The sequence below is a fragment of the Curtobacterium sp. PhB137 genome (genome assembly GCF_003814955.1).
GTDB lineage: Bacteria > Actinomycetota > Actinomycetes > Actinomycetales > Microbacteriaceae > Curtobacterium.
The window spans coordinates 286,701-309,854 of record NZ_RKQO01000006.1 but is presented as its reverse complement, the minus strand read 5'-3'; the positions used below and the strand labels follow the sequence as shown (position 1 = coordinate 309,854).

Annotated in this window: 18 protein-coding genes; 12 read left to right on the top strand and 6 right to left on the bottom strand. The window is 68.9% G+C overall.

Going from position 1 to position 23,154, the window contains the following annotated elements; all coding sequences use genetic code 11:
• The first annotated feature begins 1 nt into the window (after window position 1).
• The 9 genes from EDF28_RS11085 (at window position 2) to EDF28_RS11045 (ending at window position 9,364) form a co-directional block, all read left to right on the top strand.
• Window positions 2-727: a YggS family pyridoxal phosphate-dependent enzyme gene (locus EDF28_RS11085; RefSeq protein ID WP_123938309.1), complete on the top strand. Its 726-nt coding sequence runs from the start codon at window positions 2-4 to the stop codon at window positions 725-727.
• Window positions 728-770: 43 nt separating this feature from the next.
• Window positions 771-1,349, top strand: a complete 579-nt coding sequence (locus EDF28_RS11080) for a cell division protein SepF (protein WP_123292468.1) — start codon at window positions 771-773, stop codon at window positions 1,347-1,349.
• Between the two features lie 71 nt (window positions 1,350-1,420).
• Complete coding sequence (locus tag EDF28_RS11075; RefSeq protein ID WP_111085780.1) at window positions 1,421-1,717, top strand: YggT family protein; 297 nt, start codon at window positions 1,421-1,423, stop codon at window positions 1,715-1,717.
• Between the two features lie 198 nt (window positions 1,718-1,915).
• Window positions 1,916-2,602 carry a DivIVA domain-containing protein gene (locus EDF28_RS11070; protein WP_165900993.1) on the top strand — a complete coding sequence of 229 codons (687 nt, stop codon included), beginning with the start codon at window positions 1,916-1,918 and terminating at the stop codon, window positions 2,600-2,602.
• Between the two features lie 2 nt (window positions 2,603-2,604).
• Window positions 2,605-3,273: a signal peptidase II gene (gene lspA / locus EDF28_RS11065; RefSeq protein WP_311394738.1), complete on the top strand. Its 669-nt coding sequence runs from the start codon at window positions 2,605-2,607 to the stop codon at window positions 3,271-3,273.
• On the top strand, window positions 3,270-4,199 hold the full coding sequence (locus EDF28_RS11060; RefSeq protein WP_123938308.1) for an RluA family pseudouridine synthase: 930 nt from the start codon (window positions 3,270-3,272) through the stop codon (window positions 4,197-4,199). Before lspA ends, EDF28_RS11060 begins: the two co-directional genes overlap by 4 nt.
• A 485-nt stretch (window positions 4,200-4,684) precedes the next feature.
• Complete coding sequence (gene dnaE, locus EDF28_RS11055; protein WP_395875176.1) at window positions 4,685-8,167, top strand: DNA polymerase III subunit alpha; 3,483 nt, start codon at window positions 4,685-4,687, stop codon at window positions 8,165-8,167.
• A 13-nt stretch (window positions 8,168-8,180) separates the two neighbouring features.
• Window positions 8,181-8,531, top strand: coding sequence for a DUF2200 domain-containing protein (locus EDF28_RS11050; protein WP_123938457.1), 351 nt, complete (start codon window positions 8,181-8,183; stop codon window positions 8,529-8,531).
• Window positions 8,528-9,364, top strand: coding sequence for a phosphotransferase (locus tag EDF28_RS11045; protein ID WP_123938306.1), 837 nt, complete (start codon window positions 8,528-8,530; stop codon window positions 9,362-9,364). Before EDF28_RS11050 ends, EDF28_RS11045 begins: the two co-directional genes overlap by 4 nt.
• A gap of 53 nt (window positions 9,365-9,417) precedes the next feature.
• Here EDF28_RS11045 and EDF28_RS11040 read toward each other — a convergent pair whose 3' ends face one another.
• Together EDF28_RS11040 and EDF28_RS11035 are read right to left on the bottom strand one after the other, a co-directional pair.
• Window positions 9,418-10,872 (bottom strand): glycosyltransferase family 2 protein, encoded by a 1,455-nt coding sequence (locus EDF28_RS11040; RefSeq protein ID WP_123938305.1) that lies wholly within the window; start codon window positions 10,870-10,872, stop codon window positions 9,418-9,420.
• Window positions 10,869-12,239, bottom strand: coding sequence for a glycosyltransferase family 4 protein (locus EDF28_RS11035; protein ID WP_123938304.1), 1,371 nt, complete (start codon window positions 12,237-12,239; stop codon window positions 10,869-10,871). The genes EDF28_RS11040 and EDF28_RS11035 overlap by 4 nt, the downstream gene beginning before the upstream one ends.
• Window positions 12,240-12,407: 168 nt before the next feature.
• Between EDF28_RS11035 and EDF28_RS11030 the strand changes: the two genes are divergently transcribed.
• Together EDF28_RS11030 and EDF28_RS11025 are read left to right on the top strand one after the other, a co-directional pair.
• Window positions 12,408-13,229: an ABC transporter permease gene (locus tag EDF28_RS11030; protein WP_123938303.1), complete on the top strand. Its 822-nt coding sequence runs from the start codon at window positions 12,408-12,410 to the stop codon at window positions 13,227-13,229.
• Between the two features lie 26 nt (window positions 13,230-13,255).
• Window positions 13,256-13,954: an ABC transporter ATP-binding protein gene (locus tag EDF28_RS11025; protein WP_260154878.1), complete on the top strand. Its 699-nt coding sequence runs from the start codon at window positions 13,256-13,258 to the stop codon at window positions 13,952-13,954.
• Between the two features lie 72 nt (window positions 13,955-14,026).
• Here the strand turns inward: EDF28_RS11025 and EDF28_RS11020 are convergent, their stop codons facing one another.
• The 4 genes from EDF28_RS11020 to EDF28_RS11005 all read right to left on the bottom strand — a co-directional run bounded on the left by EDF28_RS11020 (window position 14,027) and on the right by EDF28_RS11005 (window position 21,296).
• Entirely contained in the window at window positions 14,027-15,703 is a 1,677-nt protein-coding gene (locus EDF28_RS11020; RefSeq protein ID WP_123938302.1) for a DUF563 domain-containing protein, read from the bottom strand.
• 71 nt (window positions 15,704-15,774) lie between these two features.
• Window positions 15,775-17,472 (bottom strand): polysaccharide pyruvyl transferase family protein, encoded by a 1,698-nt coding sequence (locus EDF28_RS11015; protein WP_185094217.1) that lies wholly within the window; start codon window positions 17,470-17,472, stop codon window positions 15,775-15,777.
• Entirely contained in the window at window positions 17,472-18,581 is a 1,110-nt protein-coding gene (locus tag EDF28_RS11010) for an acyltransferase (RefSeq protein WP_123938300.1), read from the bottom strand. The genes EDF28_RS11015 and EDF28_RS11010 overlap by 1 nt, the downstream gene beginning before the upstream one ends.
• A gap of 27 nt (window positions 18,582-18,608) precedes the next feature.
• Window positions 18,609-21,296, bottom strand: a complete 2,688-nt coding sequence (locus EDF28_RS11005) for a CDP-glycerol glycerophosphotransferase family protein (RefSeq protein ID WP_185094216.1) — start codon at window positions 21,294-21,296, stop codon at window positions 18,609-18,611.
• A gap of 133 nt (window positions 21,297-21,429) precedes the next feature.
• On the opposite strand from EDF28_RS11005, the gene EDF28_RS11000 reads away from it, so the two are divergent.
• On the top strand, window positions 21,430-23,103 hold the full coding sequence (locus EDF28_RS11000; RefSeq protein WP_123938298.1) for a glycosyltransferase family 2 protein: 1,674 nt from the start codon (window positions 21,430-21,432) through the stop codon (window positions 23,101-23,103).
• The last annotated feature ends 51 nt before the right edge of the window (window positions 23,104-23,154 follow it).

Sequence of the window (23,154 nt, the reverse complement as noted above, 5' to 3'; positions counted from 1 at the left end):
CTTGGTAGCAGACACGCGCCTCCCGTCCGCCTCGTCATCAGACGACGGACTGGAGGCGCGTCTCGCGTCCGTCAGAGGTGGCATCGCCGACGCGGCGCGCGCCGCAGGGCGCTCGGCCGACGACCTCACGCTGATCGTCGTCACGAAGTACCACCCGGCGTCACTCGTCCGTGCGCTGGCGTCACTCGGCGTCACCGACGTGGGGGAGAACCGCCACCAAGAGGCACAGGCCAAGGCCGCGGAGCTCGCCGACCTCGACCTGACCTGGCACTTCATCGGGCAGCTGCAGTCGAAGAAGGCCCGGCAGGTCCGTCGCTACGCGCACGTCGTGCAGTCCCTCGACCGCACGTCGGTCGTGGATGCCTTCGCACCGACCGAGGCCGAGCCGGATCCACCGGTCATCGACGGGTTCGTGCAGGTCAACCTGACCGACGACCCCGGCCGCGGCGGCGTGCAACCGGACGACGTCGAGGCGATGGCCGCACGCGTGCTCGAGACCGGCACCATCCGGTTGCGCGGGGTCATGGCCGTCGCGCCGCTGGACGAGGAGCCCCGTGCGGCGTTCGCTCGGCTGCGGGCGATCTCGGACCGGGTCGTGGCGCTCGAGCCCGGCGCCACCGACATCTCGGCCGGCATGAGCGGCGACTACGCCGACGCCGTGCTCGAGGGCGCGACACACCTGCGGATCGGCACCGCAATCACGGGAAATCGGCCGGCGGCACCCTAGCCTCGTTGCAGGGCATCCACGTGCACCAACCTCCGGAGGAACCATGGCCAACCCGCTGAAGAAGACGATGGTCTACCTCGGCCTCGCCGACGAGGAACTCGACTACGAGGACGAGCAGCCGCAGCAGGCCGCGCCCGCGCGCCAGCAGGCTCCCGCCACTCCGGCCGCAGCCCCGCAGGATGCCCCCGCCCCGGCGGACGCTCCCGCGGCCGCCGCAGCTCCGGCAGCGGCCCCGGCCGCCGCTCCCGCGAAGACGCACACCCACCAGCGCGGCGCCCAGGTCACTCCGCTCCGCCGCTCGCACACGACCGCACAGAAGGCGACCCCGGTCCAGGAAATGAACGAGATCCTCACCGTCCACCCGCGCGAGTACAAGGACGCCCAGTCCATCGCCGAGAGCTTCCGCGACGGGATCCCCGTCATCATCAACCTCTCGCAGATGACCGAGAACGACGCCCGACGCATGATCGACTTCGCCTCCGGCCTGTCGCTCGGCCTGTACGGCAAGATCGAGCGCGTCACCAACAAGGTCTTCCTGCTGTCGCCCGCACACGTCGCAGTGAGCGGTGAGCCGGCTGAGGTAGAGTCCGACATCGAGGCGAACTTCTTCGCCCAGTCCTGAGCCGTCCCCCGGCCACCCGCCCGTGAGCGTCGTCGCATGACGGCACTCGCCCGAGACGAGCGAGCCCCATCGTGTCCGTGATCCTAGGGATCATCTCCCTCGCCCTCCTGCTGTACTTCTTCGTCATGTGGGGGCGGTTCGCGCTCGACCTCGTGCAGAACTTCAACCGGTCCTGGCGGCCGCGCGGGGGACTGCTCGTGGTCTCCGAGTTCGTCTACACGATCACCGATCCGCCGATCCGCGCGGTCCGGCGGGTCCTGCCGCCGCTCCGCATGGGGCCGGTGGCACTCGACTTCGGCTGGACGATCGTCATGCTCGTCGTGATCATCGCCCGGGTCGTCGTCAACGGCATCGCCGTCGCGGTCTGACCCGATCCAGGGTCGATCCAGGTCCGCGACACGCGCCGCGCCGATGCAGTGGTCGTCGTTCCTCCCCGTCGTCGGTGTACGGTGGTCGGGATCGATGCTCGCCTCCGGCGCGGCATCCGCACCACACGTGGTGACTGGTAAGTTCGGTCACGACGCAAGTGGTTCCACACGTTCAGCAGTTCTATTGAGGTGACGGCAATGGCTTTGACGCCGGAAGACGTAGTCAACAAGCGGTTCCAGCCGACGAAGTTCCGCGAGGGCTACGACCAGGACGAGGTCGACGACTTCCTCGACGAGGTCGTGGTCGAGCTGCGTCGCCTGACCGCGGAGAACGACGAGCTCCGCCAGCGCCTGCAGGCGGCCGAGTCGGCCCCGCAGTCGGCGCAGGCCGAGCAGCCCGCTCCCGCGGCAGAACCCGAGCCGGAGCCCGTGCCGGCCCCGGTCGAGGCGGCTCCCGAGCCCGCTCCGGTCGCAGCGGCCGCCCCGGCGACCACGGTCCCGGCGGACGAGGACACCGAGGGCACCACGAACCTCCTGACGCTCGCGCGTCGTCTCCACGAGGAGCACGTCCGCGAAGGCGTCGAGAAGCGCGACGCGCTCATCGCCGAGGGCACCGCCCAGGCAGCGCGTCTCGTCTCCGAGGCCGAGGCCAAGCAGCGCCAGATCATCGCCGACACCGAGAACACGAACCGTCAGCGTGTCCAGGTGCTCGAGCAGGAGCAGCGCCAGCTCGAGGGCAAGATCGACGAGCTCCGGACGTTCGAGCGCGACTACCGCGCCCAGCTCAAGAGCTACATCCAGGGGCAGCTCTCCGAGCTCGACTCCTCGAACGAGCAGTCCGGTCTCACCCCGGCGCCGGCATCGGCGCAGGGCTTCGGCAACTGACGTTGTCGCGACCAGCATCACGAGCGAAGGTCAGTGTCTGCGCTATCGCGGCACTGGCCTTCGCCGCTGTCGTGGTGGTGGCGTTCGACCAGGTCGCGAAGGCACTGGTCGTCGCGAACCTGCCGTACGGCACCCCCGTCCCGATCCTGGGCGGGGCGCTCCAGTTCCTGTACGTCCGGAACCCCGGGGCTGCGTTCTCCTTCGCGGTGAACATGACGTGGGTGTTCTCGATCATCTCGGCGGCGGTCGTCGTCGCGATCATCATCTACTCGCGTCGGATCCGGTCGATGTGGTGGGCCGTCGTGCTCGGCATGCTGCTGGGCGGCGCGCTCGGCAACCTGATCGACCGACTCTTCCGTGAGCCCGGCTTCGGCCGCGGCCACGTGGTCGACTTCATCTCGACGCCGTGGATGATGCCGGCCATCTACAACGTCGCCGACTCGTTCATCTGCATCAGCATGGTGGTCTTCGTGCTGCTGGTGATCCTCGGGGTGAACCTCGACGGGTCCCGCACGGTGTCCGCCAAGCGCGCTGCGCAGGCGGACACGACGGAGCCGCTCGACGGTGGGGCCGCGTTCTCGTCAGCTGACGCTGCTGTCGACGAGCCGACCCGCGCCTCCAGACCGAACGACGGCGACCGGCGCGACGCGCTGGGGCACGACGCCACGTGAGCGAGTCGCGTTCCCTTCCCGTCCCCGACGGGCTCGCCGGCGAGCGTGTCGACGCCGCCATCGCGAAGCTCCTCGGGTTCAGCCGGTCGTTCGCGGCCGACGTGGTCGCCGCCGGTGGGGTCCGGGTCGACGGCGTCCCCGTCGACAAGTCCGACCGCCTGCACGCCGACTCGTGGCTCGAGGTCGAGTGGTCCCCGAAGGAGCCGCCGCGCATCGTGCCGGCGGCCGTGCCCGGGATGACGATCGTGCACGACGACGAGGACATCGTGGTCGTCGACAAGCCCATCGGCGTCGCCGCGCACCCCTCGCCCGGTTGGGACGGCCCGACCGTGCCCGGGGGCCTCGCCGCAGCTGGGTTCACCATCGCGACCTCGGGCGCCGCCGAGCGTGCGGGCATCGTGCACCGCCTCGACGTCGGCACGTCGGGACTCATGGTCGTCGCGAAGACCGAGCTCGCGTACACCCACCTCAAGCGCGCCTTCAAGGAGCGCACGGTCGAGAAGGTCTACCACGCGCTCGCGCAGGGGCACCCCGACCCGACCTCCGGCACCGTGGACGCCCCGATCGGCAGGCACCCGTCGAGCGACTGGAAGTTCGCGGTCACGGCCGACGGCAAGCCGAGCGTCACCCACTACGAGACCCTCGAGGCGTTCCGGTCGGCGACCCTGCTCGAGGTGCACCTCGAGACCGGGCGCACCCACCAGATCCGCGTGCACATGGCCGCGACCCGCCACCCGCTGGTCGGCGACACGATGTACGGCGCCGACCCGGTGCTGGCGCAGGAGCTCGGGCTGACCCGCCAGTGGCTCGACGCCGTGCGACTCGGGTTCGACCACCCGCGCACCGGCGAGTGGGTGTCGTTCCAGGCGGAGTACCCCGACGACCTGCGCCTCGCGCTCGACCGCATCCGAGCCGCTTCGTCCTGACGCGCGTGCGCGTCGTCGTCGCGCCGGTCGCGCCGGTCGCGTCGTCCCGCCGAGGTTCCGAAATCTCGGCATCTGGGCGCGCTGTGCGTCGGTCTGTGGAACCCCGGCGGAGCGCCCGCGGCGTGTTGTGGAACCTCGACAGGGGAGCGACGGGCGTGTCGCGCGCGTGACGAGCGCGTGACGCCCACAACCGGCCGGGAGGCCCGTGGCGCCGCCGCCCTGTGCCTCCCGTCCGCCACGCGCGGGCTCCACCGCCGTGGTGACACGATCTGCAGGCTTCGGGCCCGCCGACCGACGGTTCCTGCACCCTCGACGGGCTGCGCGCGGCGTGTCGTGCGACCTCGGCGTCGGACCGCTCGGACACGCGCGGGTTTGTCCGCGGTCGCGGTTAGGCTGTTCGCGTCCCGCAAGCAGCTCGTTCGACCGGAGGTTCCGTGGCGGATTCCGACTCCTTCGTCCACCTACACGTGCACAGCGAGTACTCGATGCTCGACGGCGCGGCCAGGCTCGGCGACCTCGTGCAGGAGACCGCTGCGCAGGGCATGCCGGCCGTGGCGGTGACCGACCACGGCAACATGTTCGGCGCCTTCGAGTTCTGGAAGGCCGCCAAGGCCGGCGGCGTCAAGCCGATCATCGGGACCGAGGCGTACATCACGCCCCGGACGCACCGCACGGACAAGACCCGTGTGCGGTGGGGCGACGGCGGTGGGGACGACGTCTCCGGTGCCGGTTCGTACACGCACATGACGATGTTCGCCGAGAACACGACGGGCATGCACAACCTGTTCCGGCTGTCGTCGAAGGCGTCGCTCGAGGGCTACTACTTCAAGCCGCGCATGGACATCGAACTGCTCGAGGAGTACCACGAGGGCATCATCGCCACGACGGGGTGCCCGTCGGGCGAGGTCCAGACGCGCCTGCGCCTCGGCCAGTACGACGAAGCCGTCAAGGCTGCCGCTGACTACCGCGACATCTTCGGCAAGGAGAACTACTTCGCCGAGGTCATGGACCACGGGCTCGAGATCGAGCGTCGGATCATGAGTGATCTGATCCGGCTGGCGAAGGACCTCGACATCCCGCTGGTCGGCACGAACGACTTGCACTACACGCACGCACACGACGCCAAGTCGCACGCGGCCCTGCTGTGCGTGCAGTCGGGTTCGACGCTGAACGACCCGAACCGGTTCAAGTTCGACGCCGACGAGTTCTACCTGAAGTCCCCGCAGCAGATGCGGCACGTCTTCCGCGACAACCCCGAGGCCTGCGACAACACGCTGCTCATCGCCGAGCGGTGCAACGTCGAGTTCGACACCTCGGCGAACTACATGCCGAAGTTCCCGGTGCCGGCGGGCGAGACCGAGCACTCCTGGTTCGAGAAAGAGGTCGCGAAGGGGCTGGACTACCGGTACCCCGACGGCATCCCGGCCGAGGTGCAGGAGCGTGCCGACTACGAGGTCGGCATCATCAACCAGATGGGGTTCCCGGGGTACTTCCTGGTGGTCTCCGACTTCATCCTGTGGTCGAAGAACAACGGCATCCGCGTCGGCCCCGGCCGTGGTTCCGGTGCCGGCTCGATGGTCGCCTACGCGATGCGCATCACCGACCTCGACCCGATCCGGCACGGCCTGATCTTCGAGCGGTTCCTGAACCCGGACCGCGTCTCGATGCCCGACTTCGACGTCGACTTCGACGACCGGCGCCGCGGTGAGGCGATCAAGTACGTCACCGAGAAGTACGGGTCGGAGCGCGTCGCGCAGATCGTCACGTACGGCACGATCAAGGCGAAGCAGGCACTGAAGGACTCCTCGCGCGTCCTCGGGTTCCCGTTCGGCATGGGCGAGAAGCTCACCAAGGCGATGCCGCCGCCCGTGATGGGCAAGGACATCCCGCTCACCGGGATCTTCGACAAGGACCACCCGCGCTACAAGGAAGCCGTCGACGTCCGCACCGTGGTCGAGACCGACCCCGAGGCGAAGACGGTCTTCGACACCGCGCTCGGGCTCGAGGGGCTGAAGCGCCAGTGGGGCGTGCACGCGGCCGGCGTCATCATGTCGAGCGACCCGCTCATCGACATCATCCCGATCATGAAGCGGGAGCAGGACGGCCAGGTCGTCACGCAGTTCGACTACCCGGCAGCGGAGTCGCTCGGCCTGATCAAGATGGACTTCCTGGGGCTCCGCAACCTCACGATCATCAGTGACGCCCTCGACAACATCAAGAACAACCGTGGCATCGAGCTCGACCTCGAGACCATGGGGCTCGAGGACCCCGAGGCGTACGCGCTCCTGCAGCGCGGTGACACACTCGGCGTCTTCCAGCTCGACGGCGGACCGATGCGTGGCCTGCTGCGCCTGATGAAGCCCGACAACTTCGAGGACATCTCCGCGCTCATCGCCCTGTACCGTCCGGGCCCCATGGGTGCGAACTCGCACACGAACTACGCGCTCCGCAAGAACGGCGAGCAGGCGATCACACCGATCCACCCGGAGCTCGAAGAGCCCCTGGCGGAGATCCTCGGCGGGACCTACGGCCTGATCATCTACCAGGAGCAGGTCATGGCCATCGCGCAGAAGGTCGCGGGGTTCTCCCTCGGCCAGGCGGACATCCTCCGCCGCGCGATGGGCAAGAAGAAGAAGTCCGAGCTCGACAAGCAGTACGCGGGCTTCGAGAAGGGCATGCTGGACAACGGCTACTCGGCCGCGGCGATCAAGATGCTGTGGGACATCCTGCTGCCGTTCTCCGACTACGCGTTCAACAAGGCGCACTCCGCCGCGTACGGCGTCGTCTCGTTCTGGACCGCGTACCTGAAGGCGCACTACCCGGCCGAGTACATGGCGGCGCTGCTCACCTCGGTGGGCGACGCCCGCGACAAGCTCGCGCTGTACCTGAACGAGTGCCGCCGCATGGGCATCAAGGTCATGCCGCCGGACGTCAACGAGTCGATCGGCTTCTTCGCCGCTGTCGGTGAGGACATCCGGTTCGGCATGGGCGCGATCCGCAACGTCGGGTTCAACGTCGTCGACGACATCGTGAAGGCCCGCACCGAAAAGGGCGCGTTCGAGTCGTTCCACGACTTCCTGCGCAAGATCCCGATCTCGTCGGCGAACAAGCGGACCGTCGAGTCGCTCATCAAGGCGGGTGCCTTCGACGAGTTCGGCGACTCCCGCCGCGCCCTGGTCGAGATCCACGAGGGCGCGGTCGAAGGCGCCGTCAAGGTCAAGCGTGACGAGGCCCACGGCAACGTCGGCTTCGACTTCGACTCGCTGTTCGCCGAGGTCGCCGAGGAATCGCCGGCCACCGGTCCGGTGTCACAGGTGCCTGACCGTCCGGAGTGGTCCAAGCGCGACAAGCTCGCGTTCGAGCGCGACATGCTCGGCCTCTACGTCTCCGACCACCCGCTCGCCGGGCTCGAGATCGAGCTCGCGAAGCACCAGTCGATCACCATCGCCGACCTCATCGCGGCCGACGACTCGGTCGAGGGCGAGACCGTCACGGTCGCGGGTCTGCTGACGAGCGTGCAACACCGGGTGGCGAAGACGAGCGGCAACCCGTACGGCATCGTCGACATCGAGGACTTCGGCGGCCAGATCGGCGTGATGTTCCTCGGCAAGACCTACCAGGAGTTCGGTCCGTCGCTCGTGGCCGACTCGATCGTGGTCCTGCGCGGTCGCGTGAACGTCCGCGACGACGGCAAGGCCCTGCACGCGGTGAGCATGTTCCAGCCGGCGATCGGCGACGCGATGGGCTCCGGCCCGCTCACGTTGTCGCTGCCGGAGCGGCAGGCCACGACCTCGACGGTCACGGAGCTCGCGGCCGTGCTCGGACGGCACCAGGGCGAGACCGAGGTCCGGCTGAAGCTGCTGAAGGACGACGTCGCGCGCACGTTCGAGCTGCCGTTCCCGGTGAACCTGACACCCGACCTGTTCGGCGAGCTGAAGAGCCTGCTCGGGCCGCGCTGCCTGGTGTAGCGGGGGCGTGACCGTGGCCGGACACCGGATCTTCGGGACGCCCCTCGCGGCGGTCTACCCGCACTACCTGGCGAAGGTGGAGCGGAAGGGCCACACGAAGGGCGAGCTCGACGCCGTCATCACGTGGCTGACCGGGTTCGACGACGCAGCGCTCGCACGGCACCTGGCGGACGAGACCACGTTCGAGGACTTCTTCGCCGCCGCGCAGCTGCACCCGAACGCGCCGCTGATCACGGGCGTGATCTGCGGCGTCCGGATCGAGGAGATCGACGACCCGCTCATGCGGCAGATCCGGTACCTCGACAAGCTCGTCGACGAGGTCGCGAAGGGCCGTCCGATGGCGAAGGTGTTGCGGACCGCGTGACCGGAGCCGGCGGGAGCGTTCCCGGCGCCGAGGTGCTGCGTGCGTTCGGGGTCGCCGGGTCCACGCCCGTGCCGCTCGCGGGTGGCCGCGGGCTGACCTGGCGTGCCGGGGGCATCGTCCTCCGGCCCCACGACGGCGTTGCGGTGACCGACTGGCGTGCCGGCGTCCTGTCGGAACTCGAGCGCGCAGCGGAGTCCGAGCACCCGGCCGAGTTCCGCACACCCCGACCCGTGGCCACCCGCGACGGCAGCTGGCGGTCGGGGGACTGGGAAGCATGGGAGTTCGTGCCCGGCGCGGCCGACGAGTCCCGCGTCGAGGACGTGATCCGGGCGGGTCGTGCCTTCCACCGCGCGATCGCCGGCCTGGAACGGCCCGCGTTCCTCGGCACCGATCCCGGCACCGCATCCAGCGCCGGCACCGACCCGTGGGCACGTGCCGACCGGATGGCGTGGGGCGAGGAACCGCTGCCGTCGGACCCGACCCTCGACCGGCTCGCCGCGGCGTTCCGCCCGGTCCGAGCACCGTCGCAGCTGGTCCACGGGGACCTGCTCGGCAACGTGCTGTTCGCCGACGGGCAGCCACCGACGATCATCGACTGGCCGCCGTACTGGCGTCCGGCGGGGTTCGGCACCGCGATCGCGGCCGTCGACGCGGTGTGCTGGCACGGGGTCCCGGTTGGTCGGCTCGACGCGCTCGGCGACGACGAGCCGGAGTGGCGTCAGCTGCTGGTCCGGGCGCTCGTGTTCCGCATCGCGACGCTCCACCAGCTGGGCGCGTGGGACGCGACGTGCGTCGCACGCCACCGTCCGGTGGTCGACGTGGTCGCCGTCTGACGGGAGGCCCGTGGCGGGGCCGCCACGGGCCTCCCGTCAGCAGGTGCGTCGTGTCAGGCGCCGCGCCCGGTGATCGCGCGGATCCGCGCGACGACGCGGGGGTTGCGCGCCCCGAAGCTCAGCGCGGTGAGCCGGCGGAGCGACACGGTCGCCCGGTGGACGAGCAGGCCCGTCGCCTCGGCGATGTCGGAGACGGCGTGCCACCGGGCACGGAGCGATGCCGGGTCGATCTCGGTGGCGGCCGCCATCCGGATCAGCTCGACGAGCCCCTCGCCGCCACGCCAGGAGGTGCTCTGGTTCTCGAAGCGGCGCAGGATGCGGTCGATCGCCGAGGCACGGTGGTTCGCGACGGCGTGCGACCAGCGCACGTCCTGCGACACCGGGTCGACGAGGATCCAGCGGGGGGCGTTCGCGTTGAGCGCCGAGAGCTGCGCGAACGTCGTCAGGGTGCCGAGGGCGATCGCGACGTCGAAGATCTGCCGCGGGCGACCGCCCACGGCGATGGCTGCCCCGGGGAACGCCTGCCGCGCGGTCCGGATCTGCGACTTCGCGACGATGACCGTCACGACCACGTCGTCCGGAGCGGCTTCGAGGGTGTTGAGGACTCGAGCGACGACTTCGTTCGTCAGGTCCGCCGGCACGTGCAGTGCGACGCGGACCACGTCGTCGTCGGGCAGGAACGCGTCGGCGAACACGTCGACGGCATCGCGGTAGCGGGCGAGGAACAGGGCGACGGCACCGGCGTAGAACGGGTACCGCTCGAGCAGGACGCGCTCGTGCTCCAACCGGAGCGAGGGGCCGCGGTCACCGCTGAAGCTCGTCGAGCCGGTGTGCAGGACGAGCGCGCGGTTCGCCAGGACCGACGTGTAGCCGTGCTCGTTGATGCGCAGGCAGAAGTCGTTCTCCTCGCCGTAGCCGGGGGAGAAGACCTCGTCGAACAGGCCGAAGCGGTCGACCATCTCGCGCCGGATCAGGAAGCAGAACCCCATCGCCACCGGTGACACGGTCGAGCGGGGGAGCAGGTACTTCGTGCGGCCGTGCAGCTCGCGCGTCCGGCGCGGCGGCAGCGTCGCACGCGGGTTGCGCCGGGCGTACGGGAACGACGCGATGGTCGCGTTGTCGCTCCGCGCACACACGACGCCGATCGCGTCGTCGGACGCGAGCACCGCGGTCATCTCGTCGAGGAACCCGGGCATCGGCACCGTGTCGCTGTTGAGCAGCAGGACGTCGTTGCCGGTCCGGTCGAGGTCGAGGACGGCGCGGTTGCAGTTGCCGACGAACCCGAGGTTGCGCGGGTTGCGGGTGTACTCGAAACCGGGGTGCTCGCCGACGAGCTCGAGGACGCGGGCTTCGATCGTGTCGACGTGGGGACCGACGTCGTTGGCCAGCAGGACCCGGTCGACCGAGAAGTCGACGGTCTCCAGCAGCGCCTGGATGCAGCGCTCGAGGCCGGGGAGGTCGTCGTAGATCGGGACGACGATCGTCACCGGACGTCGGTCGCGGCTCATCGTCGCACCAGCTTCCGCGCGACCACACCCGGTCGGGCGAGCAGTCGGCCGACCGTCCCGGAGCGGGCGCGCACCCGGTTCGCGAGCAGGCCGAGCGCGGCGCGCGCACTCGTGGCACCGAGCGACGCGTACGCGCCCGGGAGCTCGAACCAGTACCGCGCGGCTTGGGGGAGTCGGTAGCCCTCGGTGCCGACCAGCGCGACGAGGCGTGCGATCGCTGCCGCGTTGTCGTGGCCTGTGCCCGTGACCGAGCCGAGCCGGTCCGGAGCAGCCGCACCGTGCCTCCTGGCCGTGTCCGGGTCGGTCGCGTACGACGCGAGCGCGTCCGCGAGGGCCGAGACGTCGTCGGCGTCCACGAGCACGCCGGTGACACCGTCGTCGACCAGCTCCGCGCTCCCGCCCTGGCGGGTCGCGACGACCGCCTTGCCCAGGGTCATGTACTCGGCCGTCGTGCGGCCGAAGGCCTCGATCGTCGACGGTGTGATGCAGACGTCCGCCGCCTGGATGAACGGAGCGGGCATGTGCTGCTCGCCCGCGAACACGACACGGTCGGCGACGCCGAGCGCGCGGGCGCGCTCGGTCAGGCGCTGGTCCTCGCCGGGGTGCTTCCAGCTGCCGACGAAGCACACGCTCGCGGCGACGCCACGTTCGTGCAGCGCGCCGAGGGCGTCCACGACCCGGTGCTGCCCCTTCGACTCCTCGACACGCCCGAGGACCGTGATCCGGAGTCCGGGCTCGGCCTGCGGGAACGGTGCGACCGCCGGCTTCTCGTCCTTCGTGGCCAGGAGTCGCTCGGTGTCGACCGTCGGGTACGCGACGGACAGCTTGTCGGCGGGGATGTACTGCGCCAGGTGCTCGCGCATCGCCTCGGAGTTGGTGACGACGGCGCCGGACAGCAGGCCGATGTCGCCGAGGACACCCGCGCGCCCGGTCTGGAACTGCAGCCCGTGGTCGAGGTCGCCGTACTCACGGACGAACCACGCCTGCGGGATCCCGAGGACCGCGGCGGCGAACGACGCCCACGGTGCGACGAGGGTGTTCGTGACCACCAGGTCCGGGCGCTGCCGCTCGTACAGACGGATGATCGCGTTCACCGCGGCGTAGTCGACGGTGGCGAACGCGGCACGTTCCGCGGCCGGAGCCGGCTGCGGGCTCGGCAGCGCCCACCCGCGGAACCGCAGGGCGTCGTAGGACCAGCCGCGGTCGTCGAGCGCCTCGATGAACTTGCCCTTCGGGGCCTTCGTGACGAAGGTCGGGGTCATCGTCGGGTCGATCGCCAGCCAGTCCTCGACGAACCGGAGGAGGGACCGCTCCGCGCCGCCGAGGTTGACGGGCGCCGTCGAGTGGTTGGCGAAGCTGACGATCACCCATCAACTCTACTAATGATTTTCCAAGCGTTTGCTCTCTGGCCACTCGCCGCGCGCCCGTGTCACCGCGTCGAACGTGCGTTGTGCAACCAGTGTGCGAGAATGCCTCGTCCCTGAATCCCTGTGAGGAGCGCTCCGTTGCGCCCCGGAGGAGCCTGCACCCGAAGCATGACGTACCTGAACGAGCTCATGTCGTCGCGCGAGCTGCTGGCGAACCTCACTGCGCGCGAGGTCAAGGGCAAGTACCGCCGCACGGTCTTCGGGCAGCTGTGGTCCCTGATCAACCCGCTCGCGACGATGCTGATCTACACGATCGTGTACTCGTTCATCTTCCGGGCGCGTCTCGAGGTCGGCGACCCCAGCGGACTGAACATCTACCCGCTGTGGCTGATGTGCGGCCTGCTGCCGTGGATCTTCGCGCGCAACGTCATCAACTCGGGCATGACCTCGATCGTGGCCAACGGCTCGCTGATCAAGAAGGTCTACTTCCCGCGGATGACACTGCCGCTCGCGGCCGTCGGGTCGTTCGGCTTCACCTGGCTAGTCGAGATGGGTGTGCTGTTGATCGCCCTCGCGATCGCGGGGTCGAACTTCTGGATCTACCTTCCGTTGATCGCGCTGACGATGGTGTTCCTCGCCATGTTCGCCGCCGGCCTCGGGCTGATCCTGTCGATCATCAACGTGCACTTCCGCGACATGCAGCACCTCGTCGGCATCGGCCTGCAGATGTGGATGTACCTGTCGCCGATCATCTACCCGCTGTCGCTCGTCGAGGACGCCGCGAACAAGGCCGGACACCCGTGGATCATCCACGTCTACAAGCTCAACCCGATCGAGCGGTTCTCCGAGGTCTTCCGGAACCTCATGTACGACAACCGTCTCCCGAACTGGACCGACCTGGTCGCGTGCGCCCTCGCGGGATGCGCCTCGCTCGCACTCGGCTACTTCGTGTTCTCCCGCAACGAGAAGAAACTGGCTGAACTGCTGTGACCGATGCTGCCGTGACCGTCGAACACGTGTCCAAGCGTTTCCGCATGTACCACGAGCGGAACGACTCGCTGAAGAGCATGGTGATGCGGGGGAAGAAGTCCGTCCACGAAGACTTCTGGGCGTTGAAGGACGTCTCATTCGAGGTGCCGCACGGAACGACGTTCGGGCTGATCGGCAAGAACGGCTCGGGCAAGTCGACGCTGCTGAAGTGCCTGGCCAAGATCCTCTGGCCGGAGGAGGGGTCGATCACCGCCCGTGGCAAGCAAGCCTCGTTGCTCGAGGTCGGTTCGGGCTTCCACCCCGAGCTCTCCGGGCGCGAGAACGTCTTCCTCAACGGCTCGATCCTCGGCATGAGCCGCAAGGAGGTGGCGCGGAAGTTCGACGAGATCGTGTCGTTCTCCGGCGTGGGTCACTTCATCGACCAGCCGGTCAAGAACTACTCGTCCGGCATGTACGTCCGCCTCGGCTTCTCGGTCGCCGTAGCCGTCACACCGGACATCCTCGTCGTGGACGAGGTGCTGGCCGTCGGTGACGCCACGTTCCAGAAACGGTGCCGTGAGAAGTTCAAGGAGATGAAGCAGGACGGCCGCACGGTCATCCTCGTCTCCCACTCGATGAGCACGGTGAAGGACATGTGCGACGAGGTGGCCTGGCTCAATCAGGGTGAGCTGAAGATGATCGGCAAGACCGACGAGATCGCCAAGGCGTACAACGCCACCGTCTGACGGCCTCGTACCTCGCTTCCTTCAACCCGGACGGGCGTCGCTCTGACGCTCGCCTGGAGTGAGACACCCAGGTCAGCGCCGGAGCGCGTCCAGAGCGGTCGCGTTGGCACCGAGGTCGACGTCCCAGGTCGACCGGAAGGCAGCTGAGGAGAACTTGTCCTTCGGCTGGGCTACGTCCGGGCGAGACCACAGGTAATCAATTTCGGTTGCGAGCAGTGTCGCGAACAAGTGCTCGCTCCGACTCGTGTTCGAGTCGTGCGTCACGACCACGATGTGCTCCGGGTCCGCCGCGAAGAGCGAGGCGTGGAGCGCGCCGCCGGAGAACCCCGCCACCGTCCGCGCTCCGCGCAGGGTCCGAGCAACCTCGGATGCGGTCGCGGAGTCAAGGTTGACGATGGTGAAGCCGAGCGCACCGAAGCGTGCCATGACCTCTGCCGCGTTGCGGGGGAGCGGCGCGCCGTTGCTGTCATGACGGGTGAGGAAGACTCGGTCCGGACCATCTCCATCGACCCCGAGACCTCGTCTGATCGCAGCCCAAGTCTCTGCGTTCACCGGGTGCGCGTAGTGGTGGCCGCCGTCCTGCCAGGACTGTGACGCGATCACCAGGCGCTCCACCACGACGTCGCAGTCCACCATGTGGACGTCCTCCGGCACGATGCCGAACGCATGCAGGACGTCGCGCTGGAACACCGCCTCGGGGTCCTCGGGGCTGGTCCGGTACAGGGCGCGCAGTGCCGGTTCGCGGCGCTTTGCCTCGGCCCACCCCCACAGCTTCGACAGCGACACCGAGAGGAACTGGGCCCGGTCGCCGGGTTCCGGGGCCGTGAGATCGAAGAAGACGCCGTCGAGCCGCGGCGTTTCAGGCCGAGGCTCCGTCATGGGCAGGGCGATCTGCTCACTTACGTTGCGGAGCTCGTCGTTCCATGCGCGCCACGGGTGCTTGAACGAGCTGGGGAGCACCGTCGACCCGGTCACGGCCAGCATGGCCGGGCCGAGGGTGGTTCCGCCCCGCACCTCGAGCAGGGACAGTTCCGGAGCCTGCATCGGGAAGGCGGGCAGCTTGTGGGCGACGTCGGAACCGGTCGAGCGGACGATTGGCTGGTCCTTGACCGTCGCTGCCCTACGTGAGCCGAGGACTCGGACGTTCTGGGCTCCGAGACGGCCGGGAAGCAGTTCGAGAGCGTCTTCGTGTCGTACCTTGACGAGGTGGTCCCGCTGCTTCGCGGAGATCGTCCTGCCATCGCTGTCCCACGTGCGAGTGATGCTGTCCTGGAGCTCTTCGACTTCACCGGCACCGATGCGGCGCGACCCAAGCGACTCGAGCGCCGCAGCCCACGGCGAGCGTTCTTCGGTGCGCAGCGAGATGAACGAGCCCCCGGCCGCGATGTGGAAAAAGCTCCGCTGCCAGCGCTGTAGCTGCTCGACGAGCGTCCTTGCCTGCTCGTCGACCACGGCGGCGACGGGACCGATAGAGCGGAGGTACGCCGCGATCTCGTCGTTGGTCGCGGCCTGCACGGCACCCGACTCCTCGAGTTCTGGGCGGGCGCGGAGGTCCGCCAAGACGTGGAGCCGGTACTCGAACGCGGCGCGCCACCGAGGGAGGTCCCGTTTCGACGTCGGGCCGGCGATGAGCACGACTGGGCGCTTCATCCGGCGGAGGTCGTCGAGGTGTTCCTCCAGGTCGGGTCCTGCTGCGTTCAGCTGCGTTCCACCGTCGGTTCGGTCGCCACGTCCACGCAGGATTCTCATCCCTTCAGGCTAGCCGAAGCGCCGAAGCGCCGAAGCGCCGAAGCGCCGGGGTGTCGCGGCCACGAGGCCGGTCAGGACGGACGGCGGAAGGCGCGGGCGAGTGCGTCGCTGATACGGGTGATACGCCGGTCCCGGTACCGCTGGACCTCGCGCCGGTACCCGAGCGCTGCTGCACGCCACCGCGCCTTCTCCGCAGAGAGACGCTCGCCCTCGGCGGCCAGGTCGGCGGTGGCACGCTGCTCCTCGGCGAACTCTCTCCTGAGGGCCGCCGCTTCGGAGCGTGTGTGCTCGACGAGCTCCCGCGCCTCGCCGAGCTGCTGCTCGACTGTTCGACGCTCCCGCGACTCGCGTCCGAGCCGGAGTTCGAGCTCCGAGCGTTCCGCAGCGACGGCCTCCAAGCGCTCGGTGGTCCAGCGGTGCGCTTCGCGCTCGCGTCCGGAATCCACACCGAGGACGGGGGCGGCGTCGGCCAACACTGCTTCGGTGACTCCGAGCGGCACTTGGGCAGGCGGGTCCATCGGTTTGAACATGAAGGGCTCACCCCGCAATGCGCAGCCGAGCGCGCGCCACCAATCCGATTGGCCCTGCTGGACGGCCCGGACCGCCGAGTTGACGCCTTCGGTCACGTGCGGCCACTCGTCTACGAGCGACGAGACGAGGCCCGCGAGGACCGTCGGGTCGTCGAGGACTGTACCGGGGAGCACGGTCCGTGCCAGTCCGTACTGCGATGTGGCTCCGACCATGCGTTGCCAGGTGTAGGCCGTGTCGGCGAAGCCGAGCGCCGGAACACCTGCGGCCGCGGCGAACACGACGGGGTGGTACCGGGTGGACAGGGACACGAGCGCGCGCGACGTCACCGCGAGGGTCTGGCCGGCAGGCAGCACCGGGAGCAGCACCGGCCGGGAGACATTAACGGCGATCGCAGCGTGGTAGACGATGTCGTCCTTCGGAGTCTCGACGTCGAGCGAGCCCGCGTGTGGGACGAACACGACGGCGCAGTCGAGCGCCTGGCTGACCGCCTCGAGTGCCCGGCCGACGCGGTCGGCATGTGCTCGTGCCCTCTCGTCGTCGAGGCCCGGCGGCCGCTCGAAGCTCGCGACCAAGTAGCGTTCCGGCAGGTCGTCTACCTCGTCGTCGAGCGGTGCCCGGGGGAGGAGCAACGCGTCGTCGCCGGTGGTGAAGACGCGTCCGGCATCGGCGGCCAGCGAGCGAGCGAGCGTGGCACTGGTCCCCTCGCGAGCCCCGAACACAGCCGCTGAGTCGATGATCTCGGTCATCACCGGCAGGTCGACTTCCCTGAAGGTGGCGCCGAGCGTCTGGCTCGTGACGAAGACCGGCCGGCCGAAATGGCGAGCCACACGGACCAGGGCGAGTCGCTCGTACAGCTGGTGCACGTACTGACTCGTCATGTTTCCGCCGCCGGCGATGACGACCGCGTCCGCGTCGTGCACAGCGTCCAGGACGGTCTGCGCCGGTCCCGTCCTGCGCTGGAAGCCGGCCAACGGGGCGAGGACCTTCTCGAGGTGGCTGTCGTGCCAGTCACGGGGCCACCCGAGCTTGAAGTGGAAGCGGGGGACTGCTGCCACTCCATGGAGCCGTGCCGCAACCTCGGGATCGGCCGCAACCACGGTGACGTCGACGACACCGTCAGCGGTGAGCCGGTCGATCGCGACCTGGGTCATCGCTTCGTCACCCACGTGGTACAGGTGCGGCCAGCCGACGTCGCCCATGACGACGACCCGACGCGCGGGAGCGGGATGGTCGTTCATCATTCAGCCCTCCGGCCATGAGACCGGGCATCGCCGATGGCAGCCTGCACGGCACGACGGAGCTTCGGGGCGAACGGGCGTTCGATCCCGTAATGAACACCGGCGGCAAGTGCGATACTCACGGTCGTTGCAAGTAGGACCGCGACGAGCCAGCCGTACTGCTGCGTGTGGGCGATGACCTTCCAGCCGATGTGTTCGTGCAGGAGATAGAGCGGATAGGTCAACGCTCCGACGGTTGTGAGCCAGCTCCACGACAGGCGCCGGACGGGAGTCAGCGTGACGAGGAGTACTGCGCCGAAGCACATCACGATGAGCACGAACTGGGTCCACTCAGGGATCGGGCTCCCCGTGGTGCTCTCGATCCTCTGCGCGGCTTCCGGGCCAGCAGTGGTGATCGCAAAGGCGATGTTGACGGCGAGCAGCATCCAAGCCATGACGTTGCGACGCTCACGCACGATGAGGTAGATCAACATGCCGCCCGCGAACAGCGGAGCGTGCTGCCAGACGAGCATGTACGCCAGAAAGTCGAAGCCGTGGCGTTCTGCAAGAACGGCGACAACGGGCCACACGACCGACAAGACGAGCACCTTCCGCTCGGTCAGCCTGAAGCAGAGCAAGATCGCGATTAGCAAGTAGAACCGCATCTCGACCCAGAGCGTCCAATAGACCCCATCGACGTGGTCGACGCCGAACGGTTCGTGCAACATCGTGAGGTTGATGGCGATCTCGCTCGGTGAGAGCCAGTACGCCCCGGTCGCGATCAGCACCGCGGCCGTCAGAAGCACCGAGACCCAATACGCGGGGTACAGCCGTGCGATGCGCGAAGCGACGAAACCGTCCAGCGGTCTGCCCCACGCGCTCATCAGGATGACGAAGCCGCTGATGACGAAGAAGAGGTCGACTCCGAAGACTCCGTACTTCGAAACGTCGAACACTCCTGGGGCGAACTCCGAGGCGGGTGTCGTCCAGGCGTCGGTCTCGCGCGCAGTGTAGTGGAAGGCCAACACCGCCAGTGCGGCAACGAAGCGAAGACCGTCCAGCGCTGCGTACCGCTGGGTCTGCGGGAGCGCCCGCTCACGGAGCAGGGGGGCAGGGGTCATCTCGACCATGCTCGAACCTCTCGGTCGGGCCGCGGCTCAGCCGCGGATCAGGTCAGCGTCGGAGTCGGTGGCGAGCGCGGCGGGGGCCGCGGGACGAGGGCCGCGCCCACGCGTGGCCTGCATGGCAGCGATGACGCGCTCGGAACTGCGGCCGTCCCGCATCGTGAACGTCCGCGCCACCCGCGATGCGAACGGCTCAGCCAGCTGCCAGCCGTTGGCGGCGACCGCCCCGATGGCGTCCACCGCCGCATCGACGGTCAGCACGCGCTCGCCGAACCCGTCCCGCTCGTAGTCGAAGTACCCGCGTCGCCCGATGTGCATGCCGTTGAAGAAGTCCTCGGCGTCGAACTGGAAGTTGACCACCGGGATGTGCAGGAACGAGGCCTCGAAACCGAGCGAGGAGTAGTCCGTGAGGACGAGGCAGGCACGCGCGAGGACCGACTGGACGTCGTTGCCGTCGTAGCCGAGCAGGGTGACGTGGTCCGGGACGTCGAAGTCGTCGAGGTGAGGCTTCATGTTCGGGTGCGGCATGAAGACGATGCGCTTGCCCGACGCCTCCGCGATCGCGCGCAGCCGCTCGGATCGGAGCAACGCTCCGTACTGCTGGGCGTACTCGCTCGAGGCGAAGTTCTCGCCCTTCGCCCGAGCGTTGGAGCCCGGAATCGAGGCCCCAAGGAGCACCTGCCGCCAAGTCGGCATCAGCACGATCGAGTCGCGTTCGGTCTCGGACAACGCCGCCCGCTTGGCGAGGAGTGCGTCGTGCCGCGGGAAGCCAGTGAGCTGCGTCTCGCGTGAGGTGAACACAAAGGGTCCATCTCCCGCGATCGAGTGCCACTCCGGCGGCGTCGCTGTGACGAACACGTCGATCGGCTTGATGTTCAGCCAGCGTGAGAGGTCGTCCTTGGTGATGCCGTGCTGTAGGAAGGTGAACTTGAAGTGCGACTTGCCGTACCGACGCGCGTCCAGCGGGTGGATCACGTAGTGGTCGATGTGTGACGAGGCGAGGTGGTCGGCCGAGAGCAGGAGCGACGCCCAGTCCTTCGACTTGTACTCGACGAGCCGGAAGCCCTCGCGCTCCAGCCGGTCCCAGTCGCTCGACCGCCGGTCGAGGATGAACCAGGCGTTGATGTCCGGCCGGTTCGCCGCCACCCACCGGTACAGGTGCTCAGCGTTGTCACCGGCGTCGGTGTCCTTGTCCATGAACGCCCAAGCGTGCGCGAACTTGTCGCGGGTCGACTGCTTGTGCAGGTGGCGGGAGGTCGCGGCGTTCTCGCGGGCGCGCTTCGAGACGTACTTGCGGACGTCGCCGCGGATGCGGCGGAGCAGCGCACCGGTGCGCTGACGAGTTGTCTCCTCGGGTGCGCCAAGCCGTGGGGTGGCTCGGCGGCGCTCGTCGTGGATCACCGGTGCGAGGTCACGGATGGTGATCGCCTCGGTGTGCCCCCACTGCTCGTGCCGCACGCTCGGGAGGGCGCGGCCGTCGACCTCGACGACGGTCCTCGTGCCACGGGCGAGCCAGACGTGGCGTCGTCGCATCGTCACCCGACCGTAGAAGGCGAAGTCCTCGGTCTTGGCGTGCAAGGGCTCGACCTGCTGACCGTCGACGACGAAGCGCTCCTGCGGGTTCACCCCGGTGAACCAGTAGGTGAGATGAACCTCCTGACGGATTTCGTCGACCTCGTTCAGTCGGACGTACTCGGGAGCCCACCGTGCGCCGGCGTAGCCGTGCAGGAACGTCGCCTTGATCGGGAACTCGACGCCCATCACGTTGAACTCGCGGATCGCGTCGTCGCTGATCGACTGCAGGACGAGCCCGACGAGCTCGTGGAAGCGGGGGAGCACCGTCGTGGGTGCCGCCGCCGTGATGGAGCGGATCTTGCGTTCGTTCTTGTAGTACCAGAAGAGTTCGTAGAGCAGGACGTTCTCGAGCCACCGCGGCAGGTCGCCGGCTGCTCGGTGCGCTGTCTCGACGAGGTCGAGGTACCCGGCCTCGAGGAGCTGCGTGTACTTGTCCTCCTTGAGGTAGCTCACCTGGACGAGGGAGCTGCCGTCGGTGCGGGTCCGGTAGTGGTACTTCGCCGAGGCGAGCAGTCCGAGCTTGTGTGTCCCGTTGAGGAGCAAGTACCGCGCGATGAAGTGCCCGTCCTCGAAGTTGGGGCGCACCTCGGGGTCGAAGAGCAGCCCGAGCTCCCGGATGAGTCCGAGGCGCATGAACGAGGAGTTCGCGCTCATGTGGACGAGAGGCTCCACGTGCAAGTCCGCGATCCGGCTCCCCGTCGCGAACTTGTGACGGAGCGGGTGGGTGTCTGTGAGAAGGCCGGTCGTCTCATCCCACACCACCTGGTGCGTGCCCAGCAGGGTCAGGTCGGGAAGGTCGTAGAGGCGCATGAACTTCAGCGCCTCGGCGAAGTAGTTCGCGTCGAGCCGGTCATCCGGGTCTGGGAAGCTCACCCACACGCCCGAGGCCTCGGCCATGCCGGCGTTCCGCGCGTTCGACAGCCCAGCGTTCTCCTGGTCCACCACGACGACGCCGTCGCGCCCGACGGCCCAGCGCTCGATGACTGCGAGCGAGTCGTCCGGGGAACCGTCGTTGACGAAGACGAGTTCGACGTCGTCGAGGCCGCTCGTCTGAGCGTCAAGCGAGGCGAGGAACTCGGGCAGGTACCGACCGACGTTGTAGCACGGGATGACGGCAGAGATGAGGGGGGAAGTTTCGCTGCGCAACGCGCGTGCCTTTCGGGGTGTGGACGTCGAGCTCGGCCATGGGCGAACGCGCCGAGCGGAGCGACGCCCGGAGAGGTTATCAGCAGCCGCGCCCGGTGCAGGAGGAACGCCCGACTCTTGGTAGCGTCGGCGGGTGATCGAGCACAGTGACGACGACGCCCTCCTCTCGGTCGTCATAGCGGCGCGGAACGCTGGGCGCTGGATCGACGAAGCGCTGGACTCCCTGCTCGCCCAGGGGCCATCGGTGGCCGAGGTGCTCGTCGTCGACAACGGGTCGACGGACGACACCGCGGAACGGGTGGCAGCCGCGGCGCGGTCCGACCCTCGCGTTCGTCTCCTCGTCTCGACCGCACCGACCGCCGCCGCCGCACGGAACGAGGGTGTCGCCGCTGCGACGGGCGAGTACCTCGCCTTCGCCGACGCCGACGACATCGTCCCTGACGGCGCCTACGCGGCCATGCTCGCGTCGCTGGAGGCGAGCGGTTCCGACGTGGTGATCGGCGACCACCTCAAGTTCTCCGCGACGAGGACGTGGAGTCCCACCCGCCGCTGGTACCGGTTCGACGAGGTCGTCCGAGCCGCCGCTCCGGAGGCTGTTCCGGAGCTCCTGTCCGGACGCGCCTGCTGGAACCGGGTGTTCCGTCGGTCCGCCTGGGACCGTATGGGACTGTGGTTCCCCGAGGTCCAGAGCGTCGAGGACATACAGCCGATGACGCGGGCGTTCGTCGAGGCGCGCAGCATCGACATCGTCCCTCAGTGTGTCTACCTGTACCGTGACCGCGGGGACACGACGTCGTTGTCGCTCCGCGCCGATGCGGCGGGCACCGTGCGCTACCTCGAACAGGAGCTTGCCTGCGCCGTTGCGGTGAGCGGTAGCCCCGTGCTCCGTGCTCAGCACGCTATGGTCGTCCTCGACGCGGACGGCTGGGCGCACCTGCACCGGTTCCTGCTCACCGATCCCGACGCCGTTGCGATGGCGACGGTCGCGCGAGCTACGGCAGCGCTCGCAGCGGCCCTCCCGGTCGATCTCCTGCGCGACGTCGCTCCCGCCCGTCGTGCGCTCTGGGCACTGGTCCTGCAGGGCGACTGGCCCGCTGCGCGGTCGTTCGTGCTCGGCGAGGCGAGCACGATCGCGACCGAACGGATCGGGGCGTGGATCGACGCCGTGGCGCGGGCGTCCCGGGCGGAACCGGACATCGCTGAGACCCTTGCCCGGGATGGGCTCGTGCCGACGCTGGTGAACACCGCCGAGGAGGTCGACCCGGTCTGGCTGGCTCACCGGCTGCCGGCGGTCGCGGTCGTCGTGCCTCCATCGGGCGCGGTCCTCGCCGACGCGATGACAGCTGCGGTCGGAATGCGCGACCCCGACGGCGTCCGGGCGGTGTCGGCGCTCCGGCACGTCGTGCCCCTCATGGTTGACCGAGTCGAGGTCACGGCGACGGGCCTGGTGATCGGTGGCCCGGTCGACCTCGTGGCACGCGGGCTCCGAGCCACCGTGCTGCTGGCGGATACCGACGCCAACGAGCACGCCGTCGCGGTCTTCGCCGACGGTGCTCGCTGGCGAGCGGAGGTGCTCGCTGAGCGGGTCACGTCAGGTCGCCACAGGGTGTCGGTGTCCTTCGCCGGTGTCGACGGCCGTTTCCCGGTGGTCACCGCACGGATGCCTCTCCCGCCCGTCGCCGACACCGTCCCGATGCAACCCCTCGCGGACCGCAAGGACGGCTGGCGCTTCCTGGTCGACCGCCGCACCCCGGAACGCCCGGGGCTCGGGAGCCTCCTTGCCAGGATCGCGCGCCGCCTCCGCTGACCGGAAGGGATGGCCGCTGACCCGCAGGTCGATCGCCGCAGTTGCGCCGAG

Coding starts and splice junctions, on each gene's coding strand:
- EDF28_RS11070 (WP_165900993.1), top strand. CDS start 1,916: ATGGCTTTGACGCCGGAAGACGTAGTCAACAAGCGGTTCCAGCCGACG.
- EDF28_RS11015 (WP_185094217.1), bottom strand. CDS start 17,472: ATGAACGACCATCCCGCTCCCGCGCGTCGGGTCGTCGTCATGGGCGAC.
- EDF28_RS11020 (WP_123938302.1), bottom strand. CDS start 15,703: ATGAGAATCCTGCGTGGACGTGGCGACCGAACCGACGGTGGAACGCAG.
- EDF28_RS11040 (WP_123938305.1), bottom strand. CDS start 10,872: ATGAGCCGCGACCGACGTCCGGTGACGATCGTCGTCCCGATCTACGAC.
- EDF28_RS11080 (WP_123292468.1), top strand. CDS start 771: ATGGCCAACCCGCTGAAGAAGACGATGGTCTACCTCGGCCTCGCCGAC.
- EDF28_RS11030 (WP_123938303.1), top strand. CDS start 12,408: ATGACGTACCTGAACGAGCTCATGTCGTCGCGCGAGCTGCTGGCGAAC.
- dnaE (WP_395875176.1), top strand. CDS start 4,685: ATGCTCGACGGCGCGGCCAGGCTCGGCGACCTCGTGCAGGAGACCGCT.
- EDF28_RS11010 (WP_123938300.1), bottom strand. CDS start 18,581: ATGGTCGAGATGACCCCTGCCCCCCTGCTCCGTGAGCGGGCGCTCCCG.